21 protein-coding genes are annotated in these 25,314 nt (G+C 69.5%); 13 read left to right on the top strand and 8 right to left on the bottom strand.

The genetic code is table 11. The features are described from left to right. Positions 1 to 119 precede the first annotated feature (119 nt). The 3 genes from LXT21_RS23850 (at position 120) to LXT21_RS23840 (ending at position 2,715) form a co-directional block, all read left to right on the top strand. Positions 120 to 1,493 (top strand): amidohydrolase, encoded by a 1,374-nt coding sequence (locus LXT21_RS23850; protein WP_254040464.1) that lies wholly within the window; start codon positions 120 to 122, stop codon positions 1,491 to 1,493. A 117-nt stretch (positions 1,494 to 1,610) separates the two neighbouring features. Continuing rightward, entirely contained in the window at positions 1,611 to 1,910 is a 300-nt protein-coding gene (locus LXT21_RS23845) for a hypothetical protein (RefSeq protein WP_254040463.1), read from the top strand. 28 nt (positions 1,911 to 1,938) lie between these two features. Next, positions 1,939 to 2,715: an ATP-binding protein gene (locus LXT21_RS23840; RefSeq protein WP_254040462.1), complete on the top strand. Its 777-nt coding sequence runs from the start codon at positions 1,939 to 1,941 to the stop codon at positions 2,713 to 2,715. A gap of 9 nt (positions 2,716 to 2,724) precedes the next feature. Here the strand turns inward: LXT21_RS23840 and LXT21_RS23835 are convergent, their stop codons facing one another. Further along, positions 2,725 to 2,988 (bottom strand): hypothetical protein, encoded by a 264-nt coding sequence (locus tag LXT21_RS23835; protein WP_254040461.1) that lies wholly within the window; start codon positions 2,986 to 2,988, stop codon positions 2,725 to 2,727. A gap of 288 nt (positions 2,989 to 3,276) precedes the next feature. Here LXT21_RS23835 and LXT21_RS23830 point away from each other — a divergent pair, with 288 nt between their 5' ends. Beyond that, complete coding sequence (locus LXT21_RS23830) at positions 3,277 to 4,809, top strand: methyl-accepting chemotaxis protein (RefSeq protein WP_254040460.1); 1,533 nt, start codon at positions 3,277 to 3,279, stop codon at positions 4,807 to 4,809. 9 nt (positions 4,810 to 4,818) lie between these two features. Here LXT21_RS23830 and LXT21_RS23825 read toward each other — a convergent pair whose 3' ends face one another. From LXT21_RS23825 to LXT21_RS23815, 3 genes are all read right to left on the bottom strand, one after another. Then, positions 4,819 to 5,406, bottom strand: coding sequence for an imm11 family protein (locus LXT21_RS23825; RefSeq protein WP_254040459.1), 588 nt, complete (start codon positions 5,404 to 5,406; stop codon positions 4,819 to 4,821). Between the two features lie 8 nt (positions 5,407 to 5,414). Further along, positions 5,415 to 6,713 carry an AHH domain-containing protein gene (locus tag LXT21_RS23820; protein WP_254040458.1) on the bottom strand — a complete coding sequence of 433 codons (1,299 nt, stop codon included), beginning with the start codon at positions 6,711 to 6,713 and terminating at the stop codon, positions 5,415 to 5,417. A gap of 97 nt (positions 6,714 to 6,810) precedes the next feature. Further along, on the bottom strand, positions 6,811 to 8,313 hold the full coding sequence (locus tag LXT21_RS23815) for an MFS transporter (protein ID WP_254040499.1): 1,503 nt from the start codon (positions 8,311 to 8,313) through the stop codon (positions 6,811 to 6,813). A gap of 206 nt (positions 8,314 to 8,519) precedes the next feature. On the opposite strand from LXT21_RS23815, the gene LXT21_RS23810 reads away from it, so the two are divergent. The 6 genes from LXT21_RS23810 to LXT21_RS23785 all read left to right on the top strand — a co-directional run bounded on the left by LXT21_RS23810 (position 8,520) and on the right by LXT21_RS23785 (position 14,182). Then, on the top strand, positions 8,520 to 9,518 hold the full coding sequence (locus tag LXT21_RS23810) for a polyprenyl synthetase family protein (RefSeq protein WP_254040457.1): 999 nt from the start codon (positions 8,520 to 8,522) through the stop codon (positions 9,516 to 9,518). Then, the gene (locus tag LXT21_RS23805) at positions 9,515 to 10,105 is read left to right on the top strand and encodes a GbsR/MarR family transcriptional regulator (protein WP_254040456.1); all 591 of its coding nucleotides are present in this window, start codon (positions 9,515 to 9,517) and stop codon (positions 10,103 to 10,105) included. The genes LXT21_RS23810 and LXT21_RS23805 overlap by 4 nt, the downstream gene beginning before the upstream one ends. A 9-nt stretch (positions 10,106 to 10,114) precedes the next feature. Continuing rightward, a complete protein-coding gene (locus LXT21_RS23800; RefSeq protein WP_254040455.1) occupies positions 10,115 to 10,636 on the top strand; it encodes a gamma-glutamylcyclotransferase in 522 nt (173 codons plus the stop codon). A 465-nt stretch (positions 10,637 to 11,101) separates the two neighbouring features. Continuing rightward, on the top strand, positions 11,102 to 11,725 hold the full coding sequence (locus LXT21_RS23795; RefSeq protein ID WP_254040454.1) for a thioredoxin domain-containing protein: 624 nt from the start codon (positions 11,102 to 11,104) through the stop codon (positions 11,723 to 11,725). Beyond that, positions 11,722 to 13,221, top strand: coding sequence for a methyl-accepting chemotaxis protein (locus LXT21_RS45230; RefSeq protein ID WP_267145421.1), 1,500 nt, complete (start codon positions 11,722 to 11,724; stop codon positions 13,219 to 13,221). Before LXT21_RS23795 ends, LXT21_RS45230 begins: the two co-directional genes overlap by 4 nt. A gap of 118 nt (positions 13,222 to 13,339) precedes the next feature. Then, positions 13,340 to 14,182: an efflux RND transporter periplasmic adaptor subunit gene (locus LXT21_RS23785; protein WP_254040453.1), complete on the top strand. Its 843-nt coding sequence runs from the start codon at positions 13,340 to 13,342 to the stop codon at positions 14,180 to 14,182. A gap of 10 nt (positions 14,183 to 14,192) precedes the next feature. Here the strand turns inward: LXT21_RS23785 and LXT21_RS23780 are convergent, their stop codons facing one another. Genes LXT21_RS23780 through LXT21_RS23765 form a run of 4 tightly spaced genes read right to left on the bottom strand, consistent with a single transcriptional unit; the run spans position 14,193 to position 21,990 of the window. Next, positions 14,193 to 15,587, bottom strand: a complete 1,395-nt coding sequence (locus LXT21_RS23780) for an MBL fold metallo-hydrolase (RefSeq protein ID WP_254040452.1) — start codon at positions 15,585 to 15,587, stop codon at positions 14,193 to 14,195. A gap of 4 nt (positions 15,588 to 15,591) precedes the next feature. After that, positions 15,592 to 17,811 (bottom strand): peptidase domain-containing ABC transporter, encoded by a 2,220-nt coding sequence (locus tag LXT21_RS23775; RefSeq protein ID WP_254040451.1) that lies wholly within the window; start codon positions 17,809 to 17,811, stop codon positions 15,592 to 15,594. Beyond that, positions 17,804 to 18,760 carry an efflux RND transporter periplasmic adaptor subunit gene (locus LXT21_RS23770; protein WP_254040450.1) on the bottom strand — a complete coding sequence of 319 codons (957 nt, stop codon included), beginning with the start codon at positions 18,758 to 18,760 and terminating at the stop codon, positions 17,804 to 17,806. The genes LXT21_RS23775 and LXT21_RS23770 overlap by 8 nt, the downstream gene beginning before the upstream one ends. Further along, entirely contained in the window at positions 18,757 to 21,990 is a 3,234-nt protein-coding gene (locus LXT21_RS23765; protein WP_254040449.1) for a lantibiotic dehydratase, read from the bottom strand. Before LXT21_RS23765 ends, LXT21_RS23770 begins: the two co-directional genes overlap by 4 nt. Before the next feature lie 225 nt (positions 21,991 to 22,215). On the opposite strand from LXT21_RS23765, the gene LXT21_RS23760 reads away from it, so the two are divergent. The 3 genes from LXT21_RS23760 (at position 22,216) to LXT21_RS23750 (ending at position 25,309) form a co-directional block, all read left to right on the top strand. Then, positions 22,216 to 22,422: a hypothetical protein gene (locus LXT21_RS23760; RefSeq protein WP_254040448.1), complete on the top strand. Its 207-nt coding sequence runs from the start codon at positions 22,216 to 22,218 to the stop codon at positions 22,420 to 22,422. 192 nt (positions 22,423 to 22,614) lie between these two features. Then, positions 22,615 to 23,811, top strand: a complete 1,197-nt coding sequence (locus tag LXT21_RS23755; RefSeq protein WP_254040447.1) for a lanthionine synthetase C family protein — start codon at positions 22,615 to 22,617, stop codon at positions 23,809 to 23,811. 34 nt (positions 23,812 to 23,845) lie between these two features. Further along, complete coding sequence (locus LXT21_RS23750; RefSeq protein WP_254040446.1) at positions 23,846 to 25,309, top strand: NADase-type glycan-binding domain-containing protein; 1,464 nt, start codon at positions 23,846 to 23,848, stop codon at positions 25,307 to 25,309. Positions 25,310 to 25,314 lie beyond the last annotated feature (5 nt).

Genomic DNA, 25,314 nt, shown 5'->3' with positions numbered 1-25,314 from the left:
GCGGAGGACGCGAGCGCCGTCGTTCCTCGGACACTGCTGCGAGGGGAGTTCGAGCTCGGCGCGATGCGTGTGCCCCAAGAGGGGCATCTTGCGCGCGCTTTTCGGGGAGGAGATGTGGAATGGAAGTGACGGAGACCTTGCAACGGCACGAGCCCGCGCATGCCTGGCGACCCCTGCTGACGTCCGCGCACGAGCAGCTCGCGCCGAGGCTGGAGGCGTTCTATCGGGACCTGCATGCGCACCCGGAGCTGTCCATGCAGGAGCAGCAGACGGCCGCGAAGGTGGCGAAGTGGTTGGAGGGCAGCGGCTACGAGGTGACGACGGGCGTGGGGCGTCACGGCGTCGTCGGCATGCTGCGCAACGGGGAAGGGCCCACGGTGCTCCTGCGCGCGGACATGGATGGGCTCCCGGTGGAGGAGAAGACGGGGCGGCCTGACGCGAGCCGGGTGACGGTGAAGGACGCTCAAGGCAACACGGTGCCGGTGATGCATGCCTGCGGGCATGACGTGCACCTGACGTGTCTGGTGGGCGTGGCGGACCTGCTCGCGTCGTCACGCAACCACTGGCGCGGCACGTTGATGATGGTGGCGCAGCCCGCGGAGGAGACGCTCCAGGGCGCGCGGGCGATGATGAACGACGGGCTGTATGCGCGCTTCGGCAAGCCGGCCGTGGCGCTCGCGCAGCACGTGGGGCCGCTGCCCGTGGGGCTGGTGGGGCACCACCGTGGCCCGTCGATGATGGCGTCCGCGAGCGTGCGGGTGCGCATCCACGGCAAGGGCGGGCATGGCTCGCAGCCACATGCGACGGTGGACCCCGTGGTCATCGCGGCCTACCTGGTGACGCGGCTGCAGACCATCGTCTCGCGCGAGGTGGACCTCACCCGGGGGGGCGCGGTGGTCTCGGTGGGGAGCCTGCACGCGGGGCATCGCGCGAACGTCATCCCGGACGAGGCGGTGCTGGAGATGACGGTGCGCACGCCGACCGACGCGCTCCAGGACCAGCTCATCGAGGCCATCTCGAGGATGGCGCGGGCGGAGTGTGACGCGGGGCGCGCGCCTCGGCCTCCAGACGTCGAGGTCATGAGCCGCACGCGGGTGATGGTGAACGATGACCCGTACTACCACCGGGTGCGTGCCGCGCACGCCGCGTGGTTCGGCGAGGACCGCCTGGTCGACACGGGCATGGTGAGCGGCAGCGAGGACTTCCCGTACTTCGACGGGCGCACGTCCAACGACGCGTCGAGTGCGGAGGTCCCGCTCGTCTACTGGTACTTCGGCGGCACGTCCCACGACGCGTGGAAGCGCGCTCCAGGCAGGACGCTCTGGGAGAAGCTGCAGAGCCTGCCATCGAACCACTCGCCGCACTTCGACCCGTCGCTCGACTGTCTGCGCTTCGGCTGTGAGTCGATGCTGCTGGCCGCGCTGGCGTGCCTGGACGAGGAGCCGAAGGCGGAGCAGGAGCCGGCGCCGACAGCAGGCAAGCGTCTGCACTGAAAAAGCGTCGGCGGACCGCGCTGACGTTTCTACAGGGGTACAAGCGGTCCGTGCGCCAACCGTCCGATTTTCTTCAAAGGGCGGATGGCACGCGGACTGCTTTGTGCAGCGACCGTCATGAAGTCACCCAGGAACACGCACCGTCCGTACACCGTCGAGATTTCGGCGGGAGCTTGGAGCCAGGTCGCCCGGCTCTCCCAGGAGCGCTATCGCGCCATCCAGGGTCACCTGGAGCGAGTGGCCTCGCTCGGCGCGCAGACGGAGGCCTCGGCGACGTTCCAGGTGGACGAGCTGCACATCCACTACGCGGTGGATGCGCGGCGCCGGTTGGTGACGCTGTTGGACATCACCCGGGACAAGCTGGGGGCGGTCAAGGGCGTGGGGCGGTCCACGGCGCCCAAGGCCTCGGGCCTCTGAGTCGGGGCGGTGTGTTACTCCCCGGGTCATGACACGGGACGACTCGAAGGCGCCTCGGCGGCTGGCGGACCTGCTGCGTCAGGGCATGTCCCAGGCGAAGCAGCAGCCCTCGGCGGGGCTGGCCCAGCTGGAGGCGGACTGGAAGCAGCGGGAGCTGGAGCGGAAGCGGGCCGAGGCGGAGGAGAAGGCGCGGCATGAGTCCGACCAGGCTCGCGCGTGGCCCTCGCAGTTGGAGCGGTGGGGGGCTCCGGCCGGAGTCGGCCTGGGTGGGGAGACGCCACTGGAGACGGCGGCGATTCGCGCGGCCCGGCACGTGACGCGGGAGCGGCTGCGCACGCTGTTGTTGTCGGGAGGCGCGGGCTCGGGGAAGACGACCGGGGCGTGCCACCTCTTCCGCGCCGCCGTGCGCACCGAACGGGGCCTGTCGTCGTGGGATTCGTCGGCGGGTCTCTTCGTCGATTGGGCGCGGCTGCTGCGTGTCGGTGATTCCGACGACGAGGACCGGCGGCTCCTCCAGCGGATGGCCGAGGTGCGCGTGCTGGTGCTGGACGATGTCCGCGGCGTGCCGGGGGAGGCGCTGGGGCCACGGCACCGGGAGCTGCTGGAAGGGCTGGTGGAGCAGCGGGACCGACCGGAGCGGGTGACGGCCTATACGACGCGCCTCCCGGTGCAGCGGCGCGAGGGCGGGCCCTCCCTGTTCGCCGAGTACGTGGGGGCCCGCGTGGTCACTCGCATGAGTCGCCAGGGGACGTTCCACCTGGCGGACTGTGGGAGCCGGGACTTGCGTCAGGGAGCGAAGCCTTGAGCGGGGGGCTCAACGGCAGCCGGGGTCGCAGGACTGCTGGGAGACGTAGTCGTAGCAGAGGTTGAAGACCACGTTGGAACAGCACTCCTGCACCTCGACGTTGCAGCCCTCCTGACAGGTCCAGTAGGTGAAGACGTGTCGGAAGCCGTCGATGCAGACCGCTGCCTTCTGCTCCTGTTCGGACAACGGCGGTGCCTCGTGTTGGGGCTCCTCCACGCCACCACAGCCCATCAGCAAGCACGTCGTCAGCGCGACTCCGAGAAGCTCTCGCATGTGCCCTCCAGGGGTGAAGGCTCGCGAGATTAGCGTGGCCTTCGGGGCGTGAGCGCGCGCTGCTTCTGTCCTGTCGCTGGCGGACGCACACACGATGTGCTTCCCGGTGCAATTTTCTCCTGGGGATGGGAAAGCCAGACGTCATCGCTCTCGCCGTGGTGTGCAGGGATTGGGGTGCCGATGGACCCTCGCGAGGATGAGAGGCTTCACTTCGTGGGGTGGGGTTGCGCTGTTGGCAGGCACGCGTCCACAATTCGTCGCGTTCGCTCTGCATACCCTCGTGCTCGGATGCGACTCTCCCTCGTCCATAAAATCACCCTGGCGCCCGTCGTCGTGGCGCTGTTCTTCGCCCTGCTGTCCATGGGCTACACCATTCCGCGCCTGCGCCACGCCTTCGAGGAGCAGGGCCACGAGATGAGCATGGCGGTGCCGACCGCGCTCGCCTCGGCGATGGCGGACCTGCTGCGCAACCGCGAGCAGCAGGAGGTCCAGCCCACGCTGGATGCCGTGGCCCGGGAGGGCGCGCTGGCCTATGTGGCGCTGCTGGATGCGCGGGGCGCGCTGGTCGCGGTGTCCGGTCCGCATGCGTCCATCCTTCGCGAGCACGTGGAGGGGCTGGCTGTCTCGAAGGAAGGCACGCCGCTCGAGGCACAGGGCGTGGAGCTGCTCGACATGGCCGCGCAGGTCTCCGGCGGGCTCGGCTCCGTCCACGTGGGCTTCAACCGCACCGACGCTCGTGGCCGCATCGAGGGCGTGCTCGGGAGCATGCAGATGGTCCTGCTCGTCGTGCTCGTGGTGTTGATGGGCGCGGCGTGGGTGTTGAGCCGCCGCATGGTCGCGCCGCTCGTCTCGCTCACGGAGGCTGTGCGCCGCATCGCCGAGCATGGGGACCTGCGTGAGCCCGTGCACGTCTCGACGCGGGATGAAGTGGGGGAGCTGGCGCTCGCGGTGGGCATCCTGGTGGGCAAACTCAAGGACCTGTTGCACCAGCTCCACTCGTCGACGGAGTTGCTGAGTGACTCCGTGATCGGGCTCAACGAGTCCGCGAGCGAGCAGAACCAGATGGTCTCCCGGCAGGCGGCGGCGGTGCAGGAGACGCAGGTGACGGCGCAGGAGATCCGCCAGACGGCGCTGCTCGCGTCCAACTCCGCGCAGTCCGTCATCGAGGTGGCCGAGCGCGCCGAGGCGCTGGGCAGGACGGGCGAGGAGGCCGTGGCGGCCAGCATCGACGGGCTGGTGGACCTGCGCTCCCAGGTGGAGCAGATCACCGAGCGCATCATGTCGCTGGGCGAGCGCACGCAGCAGATCGGCGGAATCACGGAGACGGTGAAGGACCTGGCGGACCAGTCCCACCTGCTCGCGGTGAACGCGGCCATCGAGGCGGCGCGCTCGGGCGAGCACGGCAAGGGGTTCGCGGTGGTGGCCCGGGAGATTCGCGCGCTGGCGGACCAGTCCATCCGTGCGACCAATCAGGTGCGGAAGATCCTCAACGACATTGGCGAGGCGATTGCTGGCACGGTGCAGATCACGGCCGAGGGGACCCAGCGGATGGAGGCGGGGCTCGCGCAGGCCCGCGCGTCCGGGGACACGCTGCGCGAGCTGACGACCATCGTCCAGGACAGCACTGCGTCCGCGCGGCAGATTGCCCAGACGGTGAACCAACAGGCCACCGGCATCGAGCAGATCTTCACCGCGGTCAATGAGCTGAACGCGGTGATGGGCGATACGGTGAATCGCATCTCCTCCACCAACGAGTCGGCTGTGTCGTTGAAGATGCTCTCCGAACGTGTGGCCGAGGTGGTCCGGGCGTACCGGGTTTGACGTCGCACGTCAGCGAGGCTCTGGAGGCCCGGTCACACGGTTGAAGTACACGCCCGTGTTGCCAATGTGTTCAATCCGGGCCTTGACCTCCTCGGAGACAATCAAGGCGACTTCCCAGCCCATCGGGCGGAAGACATGCGCGTTCTCGACTCGCGATGTGTCAATTCGCAGCCCGGTGATTGACCGGTACTCTCCCACGCGCTCAGGAACAGCGCCGTCCGGCGGGTACATCTGGATCTCCCGCGAGTTCTTCTCGTCGACACACCTGAAGCACTTGGTGGCGTTGACGACGTAGAACTGCTGCGACGCGCCCTCGACCTCTACCGGGAACAACTGCACATCGTCGGGCGCAAGTTCCCGGAAGACCTTGGCGACTTGCTCATCGGCGATGGGCATGCGGTCTGCGTTGGCCACATTGAAGGTGCGCGGGTCTCCATGGTGGAAGGGTTGGGTCTTGAGGAGACCCGGGTCTGGCACGGGTTTCCCCTCCATGAACATCCAAGGGTCCTCCAGCACGCCACCTGCCGCGGGAGCAGGCGTGTCGAGGCACCATTGCGGGACATCCCCAATCTCTACCGAATAGAAGTGGCGCTCCATTTGGCCCCTCACCCACCCACAACGATCAGACGCCGTAAGTCCGAGCCTGGCGTCATGAGTTCGTCCGCAATCTTTGCGAGTTCCTCGACCAGTCGAGGCCGACACGTCTCCTCCGACTTGCACCTTCCGAGCGACTTCTGCAACCGGTTAATGACAGCTTGATGGTACGCTTGGGGGTGCGGCCCCTCGTGGGCTTTCAGTCTTACCAGATTTGAAACATCGTTCAGACTCAACCCCGCGCGGGTGAATAGCTTCTCGCACAACGGAGTCCATGGCCCACCGGAGTTGGGTGATTTGGTGTTCTTGTTCGTGCAGATGTGGTGAGTGGGGCCTTCGTCATCTCCCGGATACCGCCCCTCTGAGTACAGCGCCAGTGCGGCAGCAGCTCCAGGTGCCAACGCCACGTTCAACACCCCAGCAGCAGGCAGCGTGATGGCTGTCACTCCGCCACTCATCGCTGCCCCGAGATGGAACCCTGCCTCGGCCTGTCCGCGAAGCGCGGCCTGCGCAAAGCCCGGTAGTCTGGGGCCTTGGGAGGCCATTGCGCTTTTTCCTCCGAGGGCCGTCATGAGGACGAGTACCAAGACGCGACTGCCATTGGTCCCGAGCACCTTGCCGAACCGATGTCCGATGTCCTGCAACGCGCTTGCGCTCGTCGCCTTCTCAGCGTCGTCCCACAGGCGCACGAAGCCCTGGCCAATCTCCCAGACTGGCACCACGCCGAGATAGGCCACCATCGCCGCCGTCAGCGCTACCGCGATGGCCTTGGTGATGGGCTCGGGAAGCGCCAGGGTGAGGAGCACCGTCAAAGCGGCCGAGGTCAGCATGGCCTTGAGGGTTGTGGGGTTCAGCACCTTGCCGACCTCGATTTCAACGCTCTCCCAAATGGCGTCGAGTGCGAAGGACAGCGCCATGAGCGTCCGGTCCTTGCGAGAGAACGTCAGCCCCGTCCCTCCCACGAAGGTCAGACACTCGTCTCCGTCAGGGCAGAGGCGCGCGTAGAGCGATTCAGGTGAACCTCCATCGCTCGACTCCGCAAGTCCGTTCGAGGATGCGATCAGGGTCCTGGATCGCACCCAACCGCGCTGGTCGGCCGCATCGGCTTCGCGGAAGGCGACGTCCATCCGCAAGTCGAGGATGAGACGGGTGAGGGTCGACTTGAACTCCTCCTCGCGCACCTCGACTGGGTCAACGTCCACCGACTCATGGACCCTCTTCCTGTCGCCGCCCATGTCAACGTGGACGACACGGGTCGTCGTACATCCGCCCATGCAAAGCAACAAAGCAACAAACCAAACCCATCGCATCGTGAGTCTGCTCCGGCTCCGTGGACAGCGTCGCCAAGCTGCCTGTGCTGAGGCTCGCTCATACCCCACGGGGCGCAGGTAGCCCAGAGTGGAATGGTCAGCTCGGGCGGTGACTCTCCGCGCTCTCACGCGCCAGCATCCTCGCCGCATGCACCCGGGGCAACAGCCGGGACACGAGCGCGCTCACAGACGTCACCGGATGCGCCCCAGGCTCTGGAAGCCGTGCCGCAAGCAGGGCCGCGCCGAGCCGCGCCGCCGAGGACAGCACGAAGAGCACGTGCAGGTTCACCCACGGCTGCCCGCCCAGGACGAAGTTCTCGGGCAACGCGGAGGCGATGGCACCCCCGAGCGCCGCGGCGACCGCGTACGCCAATCCTCCCGCCGTGGCGAACGCCGCCAGATAGAACGGCCGACCCTTGCGCGGCGCCACCGTGAGCGGCAGCGCGAAGATGGCCAGGCCGTGCCCGCTCCACAGCGCCCCCGCGAGCACCACGTCGAACAACAGCGGCCACAAAGTCCCCGCCGAAGGCAAGAGCCACAGCGCCGGGATGACGCCGATGCCCAGCGAGCACGCCATCAACACCGGCTGCGCCCCCACGCGGTCGATCATCTTCCCCCACAGCGGCGCCGTGAGGATGCGTACCCCCGCCACGGCCGCGGCGTGCAGCGCCAGGATGACGAACGTCATCTTCAGGTTCTTGATGCTGTGCAGCGCGAAGAACGGCGCGGACACCCCCACCGCCGCGTTCCACGCGACCTGATACGTGAGCACCCGCCGCGCGAGGGGGTCCTTCAGCGGCACCAGCGCGCCCTTGAGCTCCAACCGGGGTGTCGTCCCCGGCGGCGCCGGGTCATGCTGACTGGCCATGAGCAGCGTCGTCACCACGCCCATGACACACGCCCCCAGCGCCAACAGCGGCAGCGCCAGTCCCACCCCGTCCGCCGGACGCAGCCGGTCCAACAACAACCCCGCCGCCAGCGAGGCCAGCGTGCCCGCAAGCGTGGTGAGCGCGGTGCGCCGCCCGAAGAACCGGCCTCGCACCGCGCGCGGCACCAGCTCCCCCATCCACGCCACCCACGCGTTGTTGCCCACCACCCCCAACACCGCCGACGCCCCCGCCACCCCCAGCAGCAGGTGCTGACGCGCCGCCAGGTCCAGCGCCAACCACGGCAGCACCGCCAACGGGAACATCACCAGCCGCGACAGGCAGATGGCCGTCAGCGCGACCCGCCGGTGCCCGAAGGTGGACGTCAGCCACGCGGCGGGGAACTGGATGAACTGGGCGCAGAAGGGCAGCGCCGTCATCACCCCCACCAGCACCGGCCCCAACCCCAACGCCATCGCCCACGCGGTGAGCACCGTGGCGCCAGCGCACGCGGTGAACACCTCCGTGAACATGCCCTCCACCACGGACACACCCAGCGTCGCGCGCAGGCGCCGGGTGGGCGACAGGTGCGCGTCCGGCCCGTCCACCGGAGGGGCCCCCAACAGCGGCGCGGACGAGCCGGGCAGCGACGAGCCCGGACGGAAGAGGGGGACGGCGGAGGCGAGCGAGGCGAAGCTGCTCAGGACGTAGCGACGAAATGCGGCGGGGCTCAACGCGGTCCTTGTGACGAGGAAGCGGGCGTCCCACGTCTGTCTCACGCCCCCGACAGGCGCCTCAATCCGACCTCCACCCCCCCTGGCCGCCCGCCTGGAGCCCTGCCTCCCCAGGCCGCCCGCTCCCCCGTCCGGAGGGGGGCGCTGGAATCAGGTGCAGTTCAAGCGGTCTTGAACTATATGAACGTCCGAGGAGAACGGCGCACATGGACCTGGCTCGGGAGCTCACGGACTTTCTGGTGGCGGTGGAAGCGCGGCTCAGCAGCATGCTGGTGGATGGCAACGCCGGTCCGGACGTGAAGGGCGACACGCTGATGGAGGCGGCCCGACACCTGTGTCTGGGGACGGGCGGCAAGCGCGCGCGGCCCATGCTGGTGCGGCTGTTCGGCGGCGCGGTGGGCGTGGCTCCGGAGCGCCTGGTGGACGTGGCGGTGGCGTCGGAGTTCATCCACTCGGCCAGCCTCCTGCACGACGACGTGGTGGACGCGGGCATGTTCCGCCGGGGCCGTCCCACGGTGAACGCGCGCTGGGGCAACATCGTGGCGGTGATGAGCGGAGACCTCATCCTGTCGACGGGCCTGCACCAGCTGGCGCAGCTGGACTCGCGGCTGACGCTGTCCGCGCTGTCGGTGGTCTCCGAGATGACCCGCGCGGCCATCGCCGAGGTGGAGGCGCGCGGAGACCTGGACCTGCCGCTCAACCGGCTGCGCTTCATCGCCGAGGGGAAGACGGGCTCGCTGTTCGGCTGGTGTGGACACGCGGCGGCGACGCTGGCGAACCAGCCCGAGGCGGTGGAGCGCTTCGACGGGTTCGGCCGTCACCTGGGCGTGGCGTTCCAGATCGCCGACGACATCCGGGACATCCTGGGCACGGACGTGGGCAAGCCCCGGTACGCGGACGTGCACTCGCGCACCCCGTCGATGCCCATCCTGCTGGCGGTGGCCAAGGATGAGAGCCTGCGCCGCAAGCTGAAGGACGCCTGGGCCTTCTCCACGATTACACCGGAGCGCACGAAGGAGATTGGCGCGGCCATCGAGGCGACGGGCGCGGTGGATGCGTCCATGGCGCGGATGAACGTGGAGATCGAAGCGGCGCTCGACAAGCTGGGGCACTTCGCGACGGACCCGGCGGGGGCGGAGCTGGTGGGCTGGGCGCGCAAGCTGTCGGCGGGCATCGCCGAGCAAGTGCAAGGACGCGCCGCATGAAGGGCTACCTGTGGACGGGGGGACACGGGAGCGCGGGTGGTGAGCCGCCGGTGGTCGAAGGCCGGCTCGCGCCATGGGAAGCCATCGCGGTGGACGCGGTGGGCAACGTCATCGAGTTCTGGGGCTTCAAGCGCAACCAGGGCCGGGTGTGGGCGCTCTTGTACCTGCGCGGCGAGCCGCTGACGGCGGGCGAAATCGAGCGCGAGCTGGACCTGTCCAAGGGTGGGGTCTCCATGCTGCTCCGGGACTTGGAGCGCTGGGGTGTCATCCAGCGGGTGCGGCTGCCGCAGGACACCGTCTGGCGCTACGGCGCGGAGACGGACCTGGTGCGGATGGTCCGCCACGTCATCGAGGAGCGCGAGGCGGGCTTCGTGGCGCGCATCCGCGCGGACCTGGCGGAGGCGCGCAGGTTGGCGGAGACGATGGGCGGGGTGCCGCTGGAGCGGCTCGAGCGGCTGGAGAAGATGGCCACGCTGGCCGAGCACGTGGAGCGGGCGCTGCGGCTGTTCATCAAGACGTCGCGCCTGGACGTGTCCGGGGTGCTGGCGGTGTTCCGGGACGGTGCCTCGCGCCGCGGGGACCGGTAGGGAGGGCTGATGGATTCGCACTACGACATGGTGATGAAGGCGCGCGAGGGCGCGGACCCGAAGGTGACGCGGCTGTACTTCGCGTACTCCACCATCCTGGACCGGGCGGCGTTCGAGGAGTGGCGGCAGCAGCACTCGTACGGCTTCTTCGATTTGCCGGAGGGGCGGCTGGCGGAAGCGGTGGACGTGGACCTGGTCTACGACTTCCCGTCGCGCTGGTGGGGAGGGCGGGTGGCGGGGCTGGCGGACGCGCCGGGCGGGCGCATCTTCGGGCGGCTGTTCGAGATTCGCGGGCAGGACTGGCCCATCGTCCAGCACAAGGAAGGCTTCGTGACGGGGATGTGCGTGGAGCGCGCGGTGAAGGTGCGCGTGGACGGCCAGGAGGTGGAGGCCACCGCGTTCGTCACCAATCCCCGGCGCGCGTCGCAGGACGGCGCGGTGAGCCCTCGCTTCGTGGAGGCCCTGGTGCGAGGCGCCCAGGCGGCGGGCCTGCCGGCGGAGTACGTGGAGCGGCTCAAGCGCGGGGCGTAGCAGGGGCAGTGGACGGCAACCCCGGGGGCGCCGTGCGGATGCGCGCGGCGATGCCTAGGTTGCCTCCACGGCCATGTTCTTCTTCTTCTCCAACAAGCTGGGCTGCGCGGGCAGCATCCTCGTCTCCGTGGCGCTGAGCCTGCTGCTGTACTTCCTGTTCATGCGCGCGTGAGCCCCGCCAGGCGCTGTCCGCGGTTCAGCCGTCGAGGACACGTGCCCGTCGGATGTTCGTCCAAGGTCTCGTGACCCTCGGCCCTCGGAAGCGCCGGGAACGGCGGCATTTGTCGCATGAAACAGTGATTTCAGGTCTGGACGGGAATGCCCTGTCTGGGCACGCAATGCCTGCTTCCTCTGAAATACGGTTGCGACATCCACCGGATTTCTCCAGCATGGCCCGCCATGGCCGTCCTGGATGACCCACCCCCCTGTGCCGATGTTTCAGCTCGGGATTCCACGCGAGGTGGGTTGAAACATCGCGAGGGACGACCCGGTGTGTTGGCGGGGCTGGTGGGGGTGTGGCTCGTGGCCTGTGTTCTCGGGACGGGCCTGCTTTGGCGATACGCGAGTGCCGCGGGTGAGCGGGCCGCTCCGCCCGGGAAGCTGCCGGAGTCGCTGGGGCTGGAGCGTGGCGCGAGCGACTGGGCGCTGCTCATCTTCCTGCATCCACAGTGCGCGTGCTCGCGCGCGACGCTGACGGAGCTGGGGAAGCTGGTGCACTTCGCGGGGGCGCGGCTGGCGACGCGGGTCTACATCTGGGCGCCTCGTGAGGCATCCGAGGGCTTCGTCCAGTCAGAGCTGTGGGAGCGCTCACGCGCGCTGCCGGGCGTGGAGGTGCTGGCGGACGTGGACGGGAAGGTGGCGCGGGAGCTGGGCGCGCTGACCTCCGGCCACGTGGTGCTCTATGCGCCGGACGGCACGGAGCGATTCAGCGGTGGCATCACCGCTGCGCGCGGACACGAGGGGGACAGTCCCGGGGGATTGGCCCTGCGCGCGTTGTTGTCGTCGGGTGAGGCCGAGCGCTCCGCGTCGCCTGTCTTCGGCTGTGCGTTGAACACACCTTCACAGGTCACGGGAGTCTCGCCGCGATGAGGATCCAGGTCTCCGAGGCGGAGCTCTCGACGCTGTCTCAACAACTCCACGCGAAACAAAGCCAGGCATTGAGCCGGCGCACGGACCGGACGTTCGCGGCGTTGATGGTCCTGCAGTGGCTGGGCGGCATCGTCGCGGCGCTGGTCATCGCCCCGAGGGCCTGGGCGGGGCTGGAGAGCTCGGTCCATTTCCACGTCGAGGCCGCCATCTGGCTGGGGCTGCTCTTCGGCGGACTCCCCGTTGTACTGGCGTTCATGCGGCCGGGTCGGACCTCCACGCGCCATGTCATCGCGGTGGGCCAGGCCCTGATGTCCGGGTTGCTCATCCACTTGATGGGCGGGCGCATCGAGACGCACTTCCACATCTTCGGCTCCCTGGCGCTGCTGGCCATCTACCGGGACTGGCGGGTGCTGCTGACGTTCAGCGGCGTGGTGGCGGCGGACCACTTCCTGCGCGGGGCGTTCTGGCCGGAGTCGCTCTTCGGGATCCACGCGCTGGAGTCGTGGCGGTGGCTCGAGCACACGGCGTGGGTGGTGTTCGAGGACATCTTCCTCATCGCCTCGTGCGTGCAGGGGCAGCGGGAGATGCGGGACGCGGCGCGGCGGGAAGCGCAGCTGGAGTTGTCCCGGCGCGCGGTGGAGGAGCGGGTGGTGCGGCCGCTGATGGAGTCCGCGGATGCCCTTCGGGACTCGATGCGGACCCTGACGCAGGCGACGGCGGACCAGCGCCGGGAGCTGTCCCGACAGGCGGGGGCGCTGGAGGAGACGCGGGTGACGGCGGAGGAGATCCGCCAGACCTCGCTGGTGGCCTCGCAGCAGGCGACGCAGATGATGGAGACCACGGCGGAGGCCGGGGACATGGGCGTGGCGGTGGAGGCGGCCATCGGACGGAGCGTGGAGGGACTGGCGGCGCTGCGCGAGCAGACCGTGGACCTCACGGAGCGCATCCGCTCGTTGGCGTCGCACACGGACCGCATCGCGGGCATCACCCGCTCCGTGCAGGACCTGGCGGACCAGTCCAATGTGCTGGCCATCAACGCGGCCATCGAGGCGGCCCGCTCGGGTGAAGCCGGGCGTGGGTTCTCGGTGGTGGCGCGCGAGATTCGCGGACTGGCGGGCCAGTCCGTGGCGGCGACGCAGCAGGTGCGGGTGGTGCTCGGGGAGACGCGCACGCGCATCCAGAGCGTGGTGGAGATCACCCGTCAGGGCGGCGAGCGCATGAGCCGAGGCATCGAGAGCATCCGCGACTCGGGCGAGCAGCTGCGGACGTTGTCCTCGCTGGTGAAGAACAACGCGGACTCCGTCCGGCAGATCTCCGCGGTGGTGAGTCAACAGTCGGCGGGCGTGGCGCAGATCTTCAACGCGGTGTCGGACCAGACCGAGCTGATGCGGACCTCCATGGCCCGGCTGGAGACCACGCACGCGGCCGCGGATGGACTGCGGCACGTCACGGACCAGATCCACGACATCATCGCGCTGTATCAGACCAAGAGCTGAGGCGTCACGAGCGCCCCACTGCCCAATCCCGCCGCTTGGACTACACTGCGCGAACGGCATGGGCTCCAGTCATTCGAAGAGGTTTGGGAAGGGAAGGGCGCTGGCGGGACTGTTGTGGGTGTCCTGCGCGAGCGTCCAGGCACAGGCTTCGGAGCAGGGCCCCGCGGAGCAGGTGCTGTCCGCGCCGCGTCCGCTGCTGGGTGTGGTCGTGGCCAGTCAGGTGCTGGACCTGGTGTTCGCGGTGGAGGGCCAGTTGAGTGAGGTCAAGGCTCACCTGGGGCAGCGTGTGCAAGCCGGAGAGCTCGTCGCCGCGCTGGACGCGGAGCCCCTTCGGCTGGAGCTGGGCACCCGTCAGGCCAACATGCGCGCCTCCGAGGCCGTCGTGCACCGCGCCGTCCTGGTCGTTGCCCAGGCCCGACAGCGCCTCGTTCGTGAGCAGCGCATCCGTGACTTCTCCGCCGCCCAGGCCGAGGAGACCGCGCTCAATGACGTGGCGCTGGCGGAAGCAGACCTCCAACTGGCGCAGGCTCAGCTGGCCTCGACCACGGCGCGCGCGGCGCAGGCCGAGCGGGACGTGAGCGTGGCCCGACTGAAGGCCCCCTTCACGGGGACGGTCACCGAGCAGTACCTGACGCCGGGCATGCGCGTCAGCATGGGCATGCCGGTGATCCGGCTGGTGAGCGAACAGCTGCGATTGCGCTTCGCCGTCCCGGAGCAGCTGGCCCCGAGCGTGCGTCCTGGCGATACCGTGCGGGTGCGACTGCCCGCCGTGGGCATGGAGCTGACCGCCGTCGTGGACCGCATGTCGCCGGAGATCGACCTCTCCTCGCGTCACCAGAAGGCCGAGGCCGTGCTCCAGGTGTCCGAAGCACAGCGCGGCCAACTGGCCAGTGGATTGGTCGCCGAGGTGCACCTCCAGCGCGGCGCGCGCGCGCGAGGTCGTGTCGCCACCACGCCGTGACCCCAGGCCGTCAGCGCGCGGCGTCCAACTGCAACTCGCCGCGCTCGAAGCGCGCCACGTCCCCCGGGCTCCAGTCCAACACCTTCGTGTCGACACCCAGCACCCGCAGGTGGTCACGCACCGCCGCGCCACAGGCGACCTCGGACGGCTCTCCCAGTCCCCAGCCGACGTCCTGGATGGCGCGTCCCACGCCCTCGAAGCCGTTCGCATAGGGCAGGAACCACCGAGCTCCCGCGACGGCACACACCTCGGCCACGCCCGTGGGCCCGGCCGTGGCACTGCGCAGGCGTCCGGCGAGATGGTCCGCGTACAGCTCGCGCAGCCTCGTCCAGGGCAGGGCGGCCCAGTAGTGACTCAACCCTCCGAAGAAGGGTGAGAGGAATTCCCGCTGGCAGGAGAGCACCACGTCGACCGGCCCCAGCTCCCGGCGCGAGCGCTCCACCACCGCCTCCATGCGTCCCTCCGGGTCCGTCCCGCTGTCCACCAGTAACAGGCAGCTGAAGTCCTCGGTGGTGAAGCGGTAGCAGTTGCCCCAGCTCCGCAGTCCCTCGACCAGCGGCGGTCCGTCCGGTGATGGCTGCTCGCCGTAGAACGGCAGCACATCCACGCGGATGTCCCCCACGTGCACCGTCTCGCCCCACTGGGGCGCCAGGGCACGTTGGCCACACGTGGTCAGCACCTGGGCGAAGTCCTGCATCGTCAGCAGATTGGGGCGAGGCACGCGCGGCACGAGCACCGGCACGCGCGCATCCGTCAGGTGCGACAGCATCGACGGCACATGCCAATGGTCCACGTGCCCGTGGGTGATGGCCACCGCGCCGAGGGACCCGTGCGCGAGATTTCCCGGCGCCTGTCCGATGTGATTCATCCGCCGCTGGAGCGGAATCGGATCCACCAGCACCGACGTCGTCCGCGAGCGGATGAGCACACTCGCGTGCTCGCGTCGGTAGATGCCCGGACCGGAGGGCTCCATCCAGGGTGTGGGGTGCGGCCCCGCCGCGAAGAGCGAGTCCCGCCAGCCCGATTCATCGAAGGGCCACGCCTCGCGCACCTCCTCCAACGTCGATGCGAGCGCCGTGGCGCGCAGGAACTCCGCCACCGCCGACACGTCCTCCACCGCCAACCGCGTGTGCCAGCGCTCCTCGCCCTGCTGGAGCACCCACCACCAGGGGCCCTGCTCGGGGAAGAGCACCGGCGACTCCACGAGGAAGCCACCGTCATCCACGCCCCCGGGGCGCAGCAGCCCCGGCCCCAGCCTCGCACACGCCTCTTCCAGCAAGCGCCGCGAGCCCTCGGGCTCGAAGCCCTCGCGCAGCAACCCGTTCAACAGCTCGGTGAAGGGCACTCCGCCCACGCCGTCCGGCAGCGGCGTGAGGTCCAGGATGACGTCCGGTGCGAAGCGCATGCGCCTACCCCGCGGCCTTGTGGGGACGGTCCTGCGCGGACACGAGCTCGAAGTAGTTCCCGCGCCTCTCCATCAGCGCGGCGTGCGTTCCCTGTTCCACCAGCTGGCCATCCTTCATCACCAGGATGAGGTCCGCGTCGCGAACGGTGCTCAGTCGATGAGCGATGACCACCCGCGTGCAGCGCAGCTCCGCCAGCGCGTCCTGCACCGCCCGCTCCGTCCGGGCATCCAGTGCATTCGTCGCCTCGTCCAGCAGGAGGATGGAGGGGTTGGCCGCCAGCGCGCGCGCCAGAGCCAGTCGCTGCCGCTGTCCGCCGGACAGCGAGGTGCCCATCTCACTCAGCACCGTCTCGTAGCCCATGGGCATGGCCGAGATGTCGTCATGCACCTGCGCGCGCCGCGCCGCCTCCTGCACGGCCTCCAGCGGCAGCTGCGGGTCCGAATAGGCGATATTGCGTCGCACGTCGCCTCGGAACAATGAGGGGTTCTGCAACACCACGCCCATCTGCCGCCGCAGCTCCTTGAGCTCCAGCTCCTGCAGCGGCACGCCGTCGTACCGGATGACGCCGGAGCTGGGCAGGTACAACCCCAGGAGCAGGTGCGCGAGGCTGGACTTGCCCGCGCCCGAGGCGCCGACGATGGCCACGAACTGTCCCGGTTCGATGGTGACCGACACGTCCCGCACCACCAGCGGCGAGTGGGGCCCGTAGCGGAACGACACGCCCTCCACCTGGATGCGCCCCGCCACCTCGTGGCTGCGGCGACGCTCTCCCGGGAGCTGCTCGGCCGGTGCCTCCAGCACGTCATCCACGCGCGCCAGATAGCTGCTCACGAGCTGGAGCTGGAACGCCGTCGTCACCAGGTTCGAGACGGGCAGCAGGAAACCCGCCGCCAGGGCGTTGAGCGCCAGCATCTGTCCGAGCGTGAGCTGACCCTCCATGACGAGCAGCGCCCCCAGCCCCATCACCACCAGCGGTGACGCCATCCGCAGCGTCGCGGTCAGCGAGTCCGTGAGCGCCGACACCCGGCCGCGCTCCAGCGACACGTTGAGCACGTCCACGTAGAGGTTGGACCAGTGCTGCACCGCGCGGTCCTCCAACCCCATCGCCTTCAGCGTCTGCACGCCCGTGAACAGCTCCACTTCGTAGTTCTGCGCCGACGCGCTCACTTCCAGGTTCTGCGCCATCAGCTCGCGCTGCCGTCGACTGGAGAAGAGGAACACCGCGCCTTGCAGCAGGGCCAGCACCGTCACCAGCGCGCCCATCTGCGCGCTGCCGGCGAACAGGAGCCCCAGGTAGAGCAGCACCAGGCTCCCATCCAACAACCCGGACAGCGTGCCCGCGGTGAGCAGCTCGCGCACCGTGGTGTTGCTGTTCAGGCGGTTCATCAGGTCGCCCGCCGAGCGCAGCTGGAAGAACGAGAACGGCAGGTGCACCAGGTGGTCCAGGAAGCCCAGCGTCAGCCGCGCATCCAGGTGCGTGCGCAGTTGCAGGAGCAGGTGCGCGCGCACGAGCGACGAGAGCAACTGGAAGACCACCAGCGCGGCCATCCCCGCGCCCAGCGTGGCCAACAGCGGCACGTCTCCGCTGGGCACCACCCGGTCCACCACCGCGCCCGTCAGGGACGGCAGCGCCAGCGCGAACAGCTGGAGCAACAGCGACATCACCGCCACGCGCAGCAGCGCGGGTCGCTCCTCCAACAGGAGGTGCAGGTAGCGGTTGGGGCCTCGGCGAGGCGCCGCCGTCTCGAAGGTCTCCGACGGCTCGAAGAGCAGCGCCACGCCGGTGAAGGACTTGCGGAACTGCTCCAGCGGAACAAGGCGTCGACCGAAGGCGGGGTCCACCACCTCCACGCCCGCGCGCGTCAGGCGCTCGAAGACGATGAAGTGCCGGAACTCCCAGTGCAGCACCGCGCCCGGCTCCAGCAGGTCGAGCTGGTCCATGTCGACCTGGGCCGCGCGGCCCACCAGGCCGAAGCGCCGGCCCGCTTCCAGGATGGCGCGGGCGGAGATGCCCCGGATGGCGAGGCCCGCCGCCGCGTGCACCTCGTCCAGCTTCACGTGGCGGCCCCAATAGCCCAGCACCATGGCGAGGCACGCCGCGCCGCAGTCCGTGGACGCCATCTGCGTGACGACGGGGATGCGACGACGGCTGAAGCGCGCGCCCAGCCGCTGCAACGCGGGGAAGCGCTCGAAGAACGAAGGGGGAGGGGTGGGCTCAGTCACGTTGCTTCCCGAGCAGCTCCAGCACCGGCAGCAGCGTCAGCCAACCATTGCGCGCGCGCACCTTCACCCAGGCCTCGCCGGCCATGCCGGGGTGGTACGCGTAGGTCTCGCCATCCGACTCGAAGGTCTCCCGAGGCAGCCGCGCCTCCACCAACACCACGGGGCCATCCTCCACGGTGATGGCGTCCCCGACGCCGGGGCCCAGATAGCGGCGCACCTCGGCGGGGCCCACCAGCTCGTCGCTGACGGAGGCCACCTGGAGCGACTGCCACGCATACGGAAAGCCGGTGAGCTCCATGCGCAGCGGTTGTCCCGGGCGCAGCATGGGACGGTACTGTCCGGGCACCAGGGCCACGGCCCAGGCCTCCGCGCCGCCGCGCACCAGCGACACCACGATTTCGCCCGCGGTGAGGAACTGCTGCTCGCGCACGCGCACCTCGCCCACCTGTCCATCACACGGGGCCTTCAGCACGCGCTCACCCATCCGGGCCTCGGTCAGCTCGAGCTGGGCGCGGAGCGTGGTCAGGGCCTGTCTGGAGTCGACATTGAGTGGCTCCAGCAACCACATGGCGAGCCGCGAGCGGAACTCCTCCTTCATCCGCTCCCGGTCCGCCGTCTCGCCTCCCGCGTACAGCTCCACCAGGGGCTGGCCCGCGCGCACCTGCTCGCCTCGGCGCACGAGGACGCGACTGACGCGGCCTCCGGCGGTGGAGGTGACCTCCTCCATGCCCTTGATGCGCACCAGCACCGGGCCCCGCGCGTAGTCGTTGATGTCCACCAGCGCGAGCCCCACGCCGCCCACCACGACGAGCGCGACGACGAGCCACCAGACGGCGTGGGTCCACCCGGGCATGACGCGCAGGAGCGAGCCTCGGGCCTCGGGCCGGGCGTGGTGCTCCAGCGCTTCCTGGCGGAAGAGCTTCTGCGGGGGCGGCTGCGCGTCGCTCATGTCTTCGTCGTCCGTGCCCGGCGAGAACGATACAGGCGGGTCAGGAAGTCATAGAGGATGAGCTCCTGCGCACGCTGGTCCGCGGGCAAGAGCCGGTTGACGTGCATGTGCAGGAGGCTCTCCGCCAACGTCTCCACCCTTCCGGTGAGCCGGCCTTCCGCTGCGGCGTGCCGCAGGCGCTCGACCCCGGGACGCATCGCCTCGCTCCGGCGCTGGAGGGCGCGCAGCCCTGGCTGCCAGGGGCCCTCCGTGTCGGGGGACGCCTGGAGCAGCGCCTCCAACGCGCGCGCCTCCTTGCGGAACCGGGTGCTCAGCTGTGCCTCGAAGTGTCGCTCCACCTTGAACTCCGCGCCGAAGCTCCGGCGAAGTCGCTGCATCACTTCCAGCTTCGCATCGAGGTCCAGACCCAGGTCCTCGAGCAACGCATCCAAGCCCTTCACGCCCAGCCGCCACCGGGCCTCCGCGCCCGCGTCGCCGGCGTACGCCTCCAGCAAGGCGAGGACCGCCTCGCTGTCCGCCTGGAACACGGCCTCGCAGCCCTCCATCCCGGCCGGGCCTCCGTAGCGCTCCACCTCGCGCTCGTACGTGTCGAGCTGCAGCCGCCACGCTTCACCCGATGCGAGCGCCTGTGCACACGCGTCGCGCAGCAGGGGCCACACCTCCGTGTCCAGTCGCCTCGGTGCGCCGTGGAAGCGCAGACGCAGATGGGGCTCGGGGTCGTGGTAGCGGATGAAGAACCAGCGGTCCACCGCGCCGCTGGCCACCGCCGCGCGTATCGCCTCGCCCAACGTGGTGCGCAGCAGCCGGTCCAACGTCCCGGTGCCGCCATACAGCTTCACGTACAGCCACTCCGAGCCGGGCGGGAAGGTGCGCACCCCGGACGCCTCGACGGTGTGGGTCGTGGCGGGCCGAGGTGACTCCGGCGCGTGACGGAGGAAGGGGATGACCACCTCGTGTGCGTAGCGCCCGGTCTCGCCTTCGATGCACACGTCTCCGGGGCCGGGCAGCAGCTCTTCCAGTGTCGCGTACGGGCGGGCCTTCACCACCTGCACCAGGGACTCGACGCTCAGCACGTTGTCCAGGTCCACCGGGAGCTGGTTGTCGGCGTCACTCAGGCAGACCCACCGCGGCAGGCGTGCCTCGTCGCGATGGCGCTGCACGGCCTCGAAGCGCGCCACGCCTCGCGCCGCACCCCAGGCCTTCAACGTGTCGCCGCGCACCCGCCACGTGGCGGGCGACAGCACCAGTCGTCCGTGTACCACTCGCGGAAGGAAGGGCGCATCCGACAAGGGGCCCCACTCGAACCGGAGCGCGTCGACGTCCTGCGATTGCAGCGCGCCCAGGAAGCGGTATGCCCCCAGGCCGCGAGCGCCGAAGTTGTGCGCGTTCGTCAACCGAGGCACCACCTCGCGCCCGTTGCGGCCCGAGCGCAGCACGATGCGGTGGCCCTCCACGGACACCCACAGGTCCGTCATCGGGAGCTGTGAGCACTCGGGCAGGCCGGAGCGGCCCAGGAAGACCAGGTCGTGCTCGCGCAGCGCGGGGCGGCAGAGGATGTTGCCCACGCGGCCCTCGGGCATGTGCACCACCTCCGCGAAGAGGGCCTCGGGTCGCAGCGCCTCCTCGGCCTTCAGGTAGCGCCGCACCGCTGCTTCCAGCTCCGCGTCGCCATGGCAGAAGCGCCCCAGGTAGAGCGCTCCCGACGGGCCATGCACGTTCTCCAGCAGGAAGCGGAAGCGCCCCGCCTCCACGGCCTCCGGTGAATCCGCCAGCACCGTGCCCACCACGCCGAAGGACTCCGGCAGTCGCGCGGGTCGGCGCGCTTCCAGGGCCTGGAGGTCCGCCTCGTCCAGCACCAGCTCCAACGCGCCCGAGCGGCGTACGGACTCCAACCGGTGGAGCAGGTGCGTCCAGCGAGGCTCCCACCGGGGGCCCTCCTGTCCACCCTTCCCGGGGAAGAAGAAGCCCGCGAGCAGCGGCCCGGTGCCCGCGCCCGGGCCTCGTGACGTCATGAAGCCGACGCCGCTCTCCTCATCCAGGGCCTCCAGCAGCGGCACCGGACGTCCCTCGTAGCGCTCCAGCAAACGCTGGCGGAAACGGCCCAGGGCGGTTCCATCTCCCGCCGAGGGCGAGATGCGCTGGAGCAGCGTCACTCCTCGCACCACCTCGTCCAACACCCGACGCGGCAGCCGCACCTCGTTCGCGGGGCGGAACATGTCCACCTGGAACAGGCGTGACAGCTCCACGGGGACCGGCAGCGCCTCGAGCGTCCTGGCGACCTCGCGGTAGGTCGCCGTCGACAGCCCCGGAGGCCTCGAGTCCATCTCGGCCAGTGTGGTGGCGACCTGCGTGAGTCGCTCGCTCACGGTCGACAGCGCGGGGATGTCCCGAGCGGACTCCAGCAGCGAGGGGAGGGGCTCGGGGCCGGTGACGACGGGCGCCCAGGTGCTCACCAGCAGCTGCGCCTGCACCAGGCTCTCCAGATACTCGAGGGCCTCCTCCTCGGAGACCCCCTCGGTCGACACCAGCGCGGCGGCCAGCGTCGCGAGTGGCGCGCCACCGCGGGCCTTCTCCAGTGTGGTGACCAGGTGGGGTTCGGGCTCCACCGCGACCAGGTGATACGAGCGCTCGCGGCCGTTCAGCCGGGACTCCATGTACCGGAGCTGGCCACCGGCACGATACAGACTGGAGTTGGGGACGTAGCGGAGCGCGCGTCGCACCTCGGGCTCCTGCGACACGTGAGACACCAGGGCGCTCACGTAGTCCATGTCCAGCCGCGTGTGGCGGCGCACATCGGCGCGCCCCTGGATGCGCAGCGAGGCGGTCTCACCCAGGCCGCCCACCGCGTGCCCGGCGAACAGGCCGAACGGGGTGGCGCGACCGGCCATGCGCGCCAGGTAGCGCACCAGGGTGTGCTCCACCTTCTGGCCCGCCTCGGACTCGGGTGACTCCAGCCAGGTCGGCAGGCTGTCCATCAGCGAGGGCGAGGCGATGAACAGCGCCTCGCGCACCAGCGGGTCGTCCACGTGCGCGCGCAGCCGTTGGCGCAGCAGCACGCGGTCTCGCGTCATCGCCGCTTCGAGCTCCTCTGGGCGGGCTCCCGGCGCCTCGAGTCCGCGCGCCCACGCCACCAGCACGTCCAGCGGAAGCAGGGGCGTGCGGATGGCGAGGAATCCGTCATGTCGGAAGGGGGCCTTCCGCACGGAGGGGGAGCGGGCGTCGGCGGTCAAGGATGTCTCTGGGTGACGGACTGTGTCGTGAGTCTCCGGATAATGGATGTGCGCGTCATCCGTCAATCCGCCCATTTCTTTATGACCCACCTTTTCTTGACTTGATTGTTTGAGTTAGGAGTCAAGTGGTCCGCTGCGGTCGTTCACCGTGGCGGATTTTGCACCGCGTCATGTTTCGTGACGTGAAACCCGTGTCGTCGTCCCCCTCACTGATCAGGAGTTCTTGTGAACGAGCCGAAGAAGACGGTCGCCGCGAAGCGCAAGCTCACCCTTCACCGCGAGACGCTGCGCTCCATGGACGAGGGTGCGCTGCAGATGCTGGATGGCGTTGTCGGTGGCACCGGCACCACCAACCCCTACACCAACTTCCCCTCGGGCAAGTGCGGTGTGATCGAGACCTCGCCCGAGGTCGCCGGTCAGATCGATCCGTAGTCGTCTTTCCGTGTCGCGGTGCTCACCGTGATGCGGGAGTCGAAGGCCTGGGGTGCCCGGTCAGCCCGTTGTTGGCTGGGCACCCTGTCGCGCGAGCTGGGTCGAGGATGTATCAGGTCCGGTGTTGTTTCAGACCCGGTGCACTTGTCTGTGATGGGTTTGTGTGGTGCGAGACGTCTTGAGACATGAAACATGAGCGGCGACGTGGACTGCTCCGCGAAGTGGCGGCCCCTGGTGGAGGGCGCGCTTCGGGAAGAGGTGCTCCGGGTCGTTCATGGGTTGGCGCGGGCGCTCGCGGAGATGCTCCCGGGTCGTGCTCCCGATGCATCACTGGCGTCGGGGGACTCGGGGTTGGCGCTGCTGTTCGCCTGGTTGGACAAGGTGGACGCCTCCGAGGACTTCGCGGGTGTGGCGCGCGGGTTGTTGGATGACGCGATGGAGGCGGTGGCGTCACGTCCGATGGGGATGTCGCTGCACTCGGGTGTGAGTGGCGTGGCGTGGGCGTTGGAGCACCTGGGGGAGGGCGACGACGCGTTGGAGGAGGTGGACGCGGCGCTGGCGGAGCGGTTGGTCGTGGCTCCTTGGACGGGGCCGGTGGAGCTGCTCTCGGGGTTGGTGGGGTTGGGGGTGTATGCGCTGGAGCGGCTGCCTCGGGTGGAGGCACGGCGTTGCCTGGAGGGTGTGGTGGCTCGGCTGGGGGAGACCTGGCGGCGTGAGTCTCCCGAGGGTGGCCATGACCTGGGCGTGGCGCATGGCGTGCCGGGAGTCATCGCGGTGCTGGCGGGGGCCGTGAGGGCGGGGGTGGCGGAGTCCGCGGCCCGAGGCTTGTTGGACGATGTGTGGTCCTGGGTGATGGCGCAGCGGCTGCCACAGGTGGGCCGGCGATTTCCGCACCAGGTGGTTCGTGGCAGGACGCCGCGGCCTGCGCGCGCCGCGTGGTGTTACGGAGACCCTGGGGTATCGCTGGTGCTGTTCACTGCGGCCCGTGATGTCGGTGAGTCCCGCTGGGAGTCCGACGCGCTGGAGCTGGCTCGTGATGCGGCGATGCGCCCATTGGAGGACTCGGGCGTGAAGGACGCTCCGCTGTGTCATGGCTCGGCGGGGCTGCTCCACATCTACAACCGGTTCCATCAGGCCACGGGGGAGGAACTCTTCGAGAGCGCGGCGCGGCGGTGGCTGGAGCATGTGCTGCGCTCGTGGCAGCCGGGGCGAGGAATCGGGGGGTATGCCTTCTGGGGGCAGGATGCGCGGGGGGCGCCCGCGTGGGTGGAGCGTCCGGGGCTGTTGGAGGGAACGGCGGGCATCGCGCTGACGTTGCTCGCCGCGGCTTCGGCGGTGGAGCCGAGTTGGGACCGGGTGCTGCTGATGTCCCTTCGCGATGCGGAGTAGCCTGTCAGCCAGCCTTGGACGAAGGGACGCCCCGATGATGCTGCTGTCGCTGCTGCTCGCCGCCGCGCCGTCCCTAATGCTCGAGCCTGATGCGGGGACCGCGCAACGGCTGCATCCCCGCCGCGTGACGGCGTCCTCGTTCCTGGAGAGCGGCTGGAACAAGCATGAGCAGAACTATCTGCCGCTCTATGTCGCGGACGATGATCCAGCCACGGCGTGGGTGGAGGGCGTGAAAGGGCGAGGGGAGGGGGCGTCGCTGGAGTGGTGGGGCCCCGCGCTGACGAAGGCGAAGCGCTACCGCATCTTCGTGCGCAACGGCTACCAGAAGTCCGCGAAGCTCTTCAAAGCGAACGCGCGTCCGCGCAAGGTGCGGTTCGAGCCGCTGGTGCAGGGGGAGACAGGTGCCCGGACCACCGGGTTGCCGCTGGAGGTGGAGTTGATCGACGTGCAGGGCTGGCAGGAGGTGCGGCTGCCCGTGCCCGCGACGGTCGAGGGTGTCCGGCTCACGCTCGTGACGACGTATCCCGGCTCCAAGTACGAGGACACTTGCCTGAGCGACCTGCGGGTCTACGTGGAGGGGGATGACCCGTACCGGCCGGAGGCGGAGGCCGCCGCGTACGAGAAGGTCCGTACGTTCGCGTTCGAGCGCAAGCAGGCGGCCGCGCGCAACGACACCCAGGCGAAGGTGGTCTGGGCGCCGCGCTTCGAGGTGGAGACCTTGTGGGCGCGGACGCTTGCGTGGTCCCAGGACACGCCGGCGCAGATGCTCGCGAAGTTCCCGGAGGAAGGGAGCCATGGCACGGCGCTGGTCGTGGCTCGGGAGGCCGCGGCTCTGTTCGACAAGGTGGACCTCGAGTCGGACGATTCCGAGGCGCGGAAGTCCTGGATGGAGGTGTCAGCCCTGGATGATGCGGCCCAGCTTGCGGCGGCGAGGACCGCGCTCGCGGTCGTGAACGATGAGGGGCTCGTCGAGGCCGCCGGGTTGTTCCACCTGGACGACGCCAGCTTCATCGCGGACGACCGTTCCCAAGGTGTGCGCGAGTCGCTCGAGGAGGCTCGCGAGAAGCAAGCGCAGGTCAGCAAGTCCTGCGTCGAGGCGTGTGCGAAGCGCAGTGACGGCGAGGCGTACGGCTGTGAGGGTGAGTGCGGGAGCGACCCCGGAGTCACCACGGCACGCGAAGTCGTCGCCAGCCTGGAGCAGAGGCTCCGGGGCGGAGAGTTCGTCCTGTGGGACGCGACGACGCCGAGGGTCTTCCTGCGAGGACTGGCACAGGAGTCCGGCAATCGCGAAGTCCATCGGACCTTCCGGCAGTCGATGGTCCACTACTCGGGCAAGAAGGCGAGTGCCGTGCTCGTGACCGAGGACCGTGGAGGGCGCATGAGCGTCCACGTGCTCGAATGGACACAGGTGGGTGGGAAGGAGCGCATCGCGTCCATCACCTCGTTCCGCGGCGTGCTCGGCTCCCTGCGAATCGTGCGCTATCGCCCCGCGTCCTGAGCGGA

Source organism: Myxococcus guangdongensis, from assembly GCF_024198255.1.
In the GTDB taxonomy this organism is placed as follows: domain Bacteria; phylum Myxococcota; class Myxococcia; order Myxococcales; family Myxococcaceae; genus Myxococcus; species Myxococcus guangdongensis.
Note: the sequence above shows the minus strand (reverse complement) of the source record. Positions and strands in the feature narration are given on the sequence as shown.

Coding starts and splice junctions, on each gene's coding strand:
- LXT21_RS23835 (WP_254040461.1), bottom strand. CDS start 2,988: ATGCGAGAGCTTCTCGGAGTCGCGCTGACGACGTGCTTGCTGATGGGC.
- LXT21_RS23810 (WP_254040457.1), top strand. CDS start 8,520: ATGGACCTGGCTCGGGAGCTCACGGACTTTCTGGTGGCGGTGGAAGCG.
- LXT21_RS23825 (WP_254040459.1), bottom strand. CDS start 5,406: ATGGAGCGCCACTTCTATTCGGTAGAGATTGGGGATGTCCCGCAATGG.
- LXT21_RS23805 (WP_254040456.1), top strand. CDS start 9,515: ATGAAGGGCTACCTGTGGACGGGGGGACACGGGAGCGCGGGTGGTGAG.
- LXT21_RS23830 (WP_254040460.1), top strand. CDS start 3,277: ATGCGACTCTCCCTCGTCCATAAAATCACCCTGGCGCCCGTCGTCGTG.
- LXT21_RS23820 (WP_254040458.1), bottom strand. CDS start 6,713: ATGCGATGGGTTTGGTTTGTTGCTTTGTTGCTTTGCATGGGCGGATGT.
- LXT21_RS23755 (WP_254040447.1), top strand. CDS start 22,615: ATGAGCGGCGACGTGGACTGCTCCGCGAAGTGGCGGCCCCTGGTGGAG.
- LXT21_RS23840 (WP_254040462.1), top strand. CDS start 1,939: ATGACACGGGACGACTCGAAGGCGCCTCGGCGGCTGGCGGACCTGCTG.
- LXT21_RS23800 (WP_254040455.1), top strand. CDS start 10,115: ATGGATTCGCACTACGACATGGTGATGAAGGCGCGCGAGGGCGCGGAC.
- LXT21_RS23780 (WP_254040452.1), bottom strand. CDS start 15,587: ATGCGCTTCGCACCGGACGTCATCCTGGACCTCACGCCGCTGCCGGAC.
- LXT21_RS23845 (WP_254040463.1), top strand. CDS start 1,611: ATGAAGTCACCCAGGAACACGCACCGTCCGTACACCGTCGAGATTTCG.
- LXT21_RS23850 (WP_254040464.1), top strand. CDS start 120: ATGGAAGTGACGGAGACCTTGCAACGGCACGAGCCCGCGCATGCCTGG.
- LXT21_RS23770 (WP_254040450.1), bottom strand. CDS start 18,760: ATGAGCGACGCGCAGCCGCCCCCGCAGAAGCTCTTCCGCCAGGAAGCG.
- LXT21_RS45230 (WP_267145421.1), top strand. CDS start 11,722: ATGAGGATCCAGGTCTCCGAGGCGGAGCTCTCGACGCTGTCTCAACAA.
- LXT21_RS23750 (WP_254040446.1), top strand. CDS start 23,846: ATGATGCTGCTGTCGCTGCTGCTCGCCGCCGCGCCGTCCCTAATGCTC.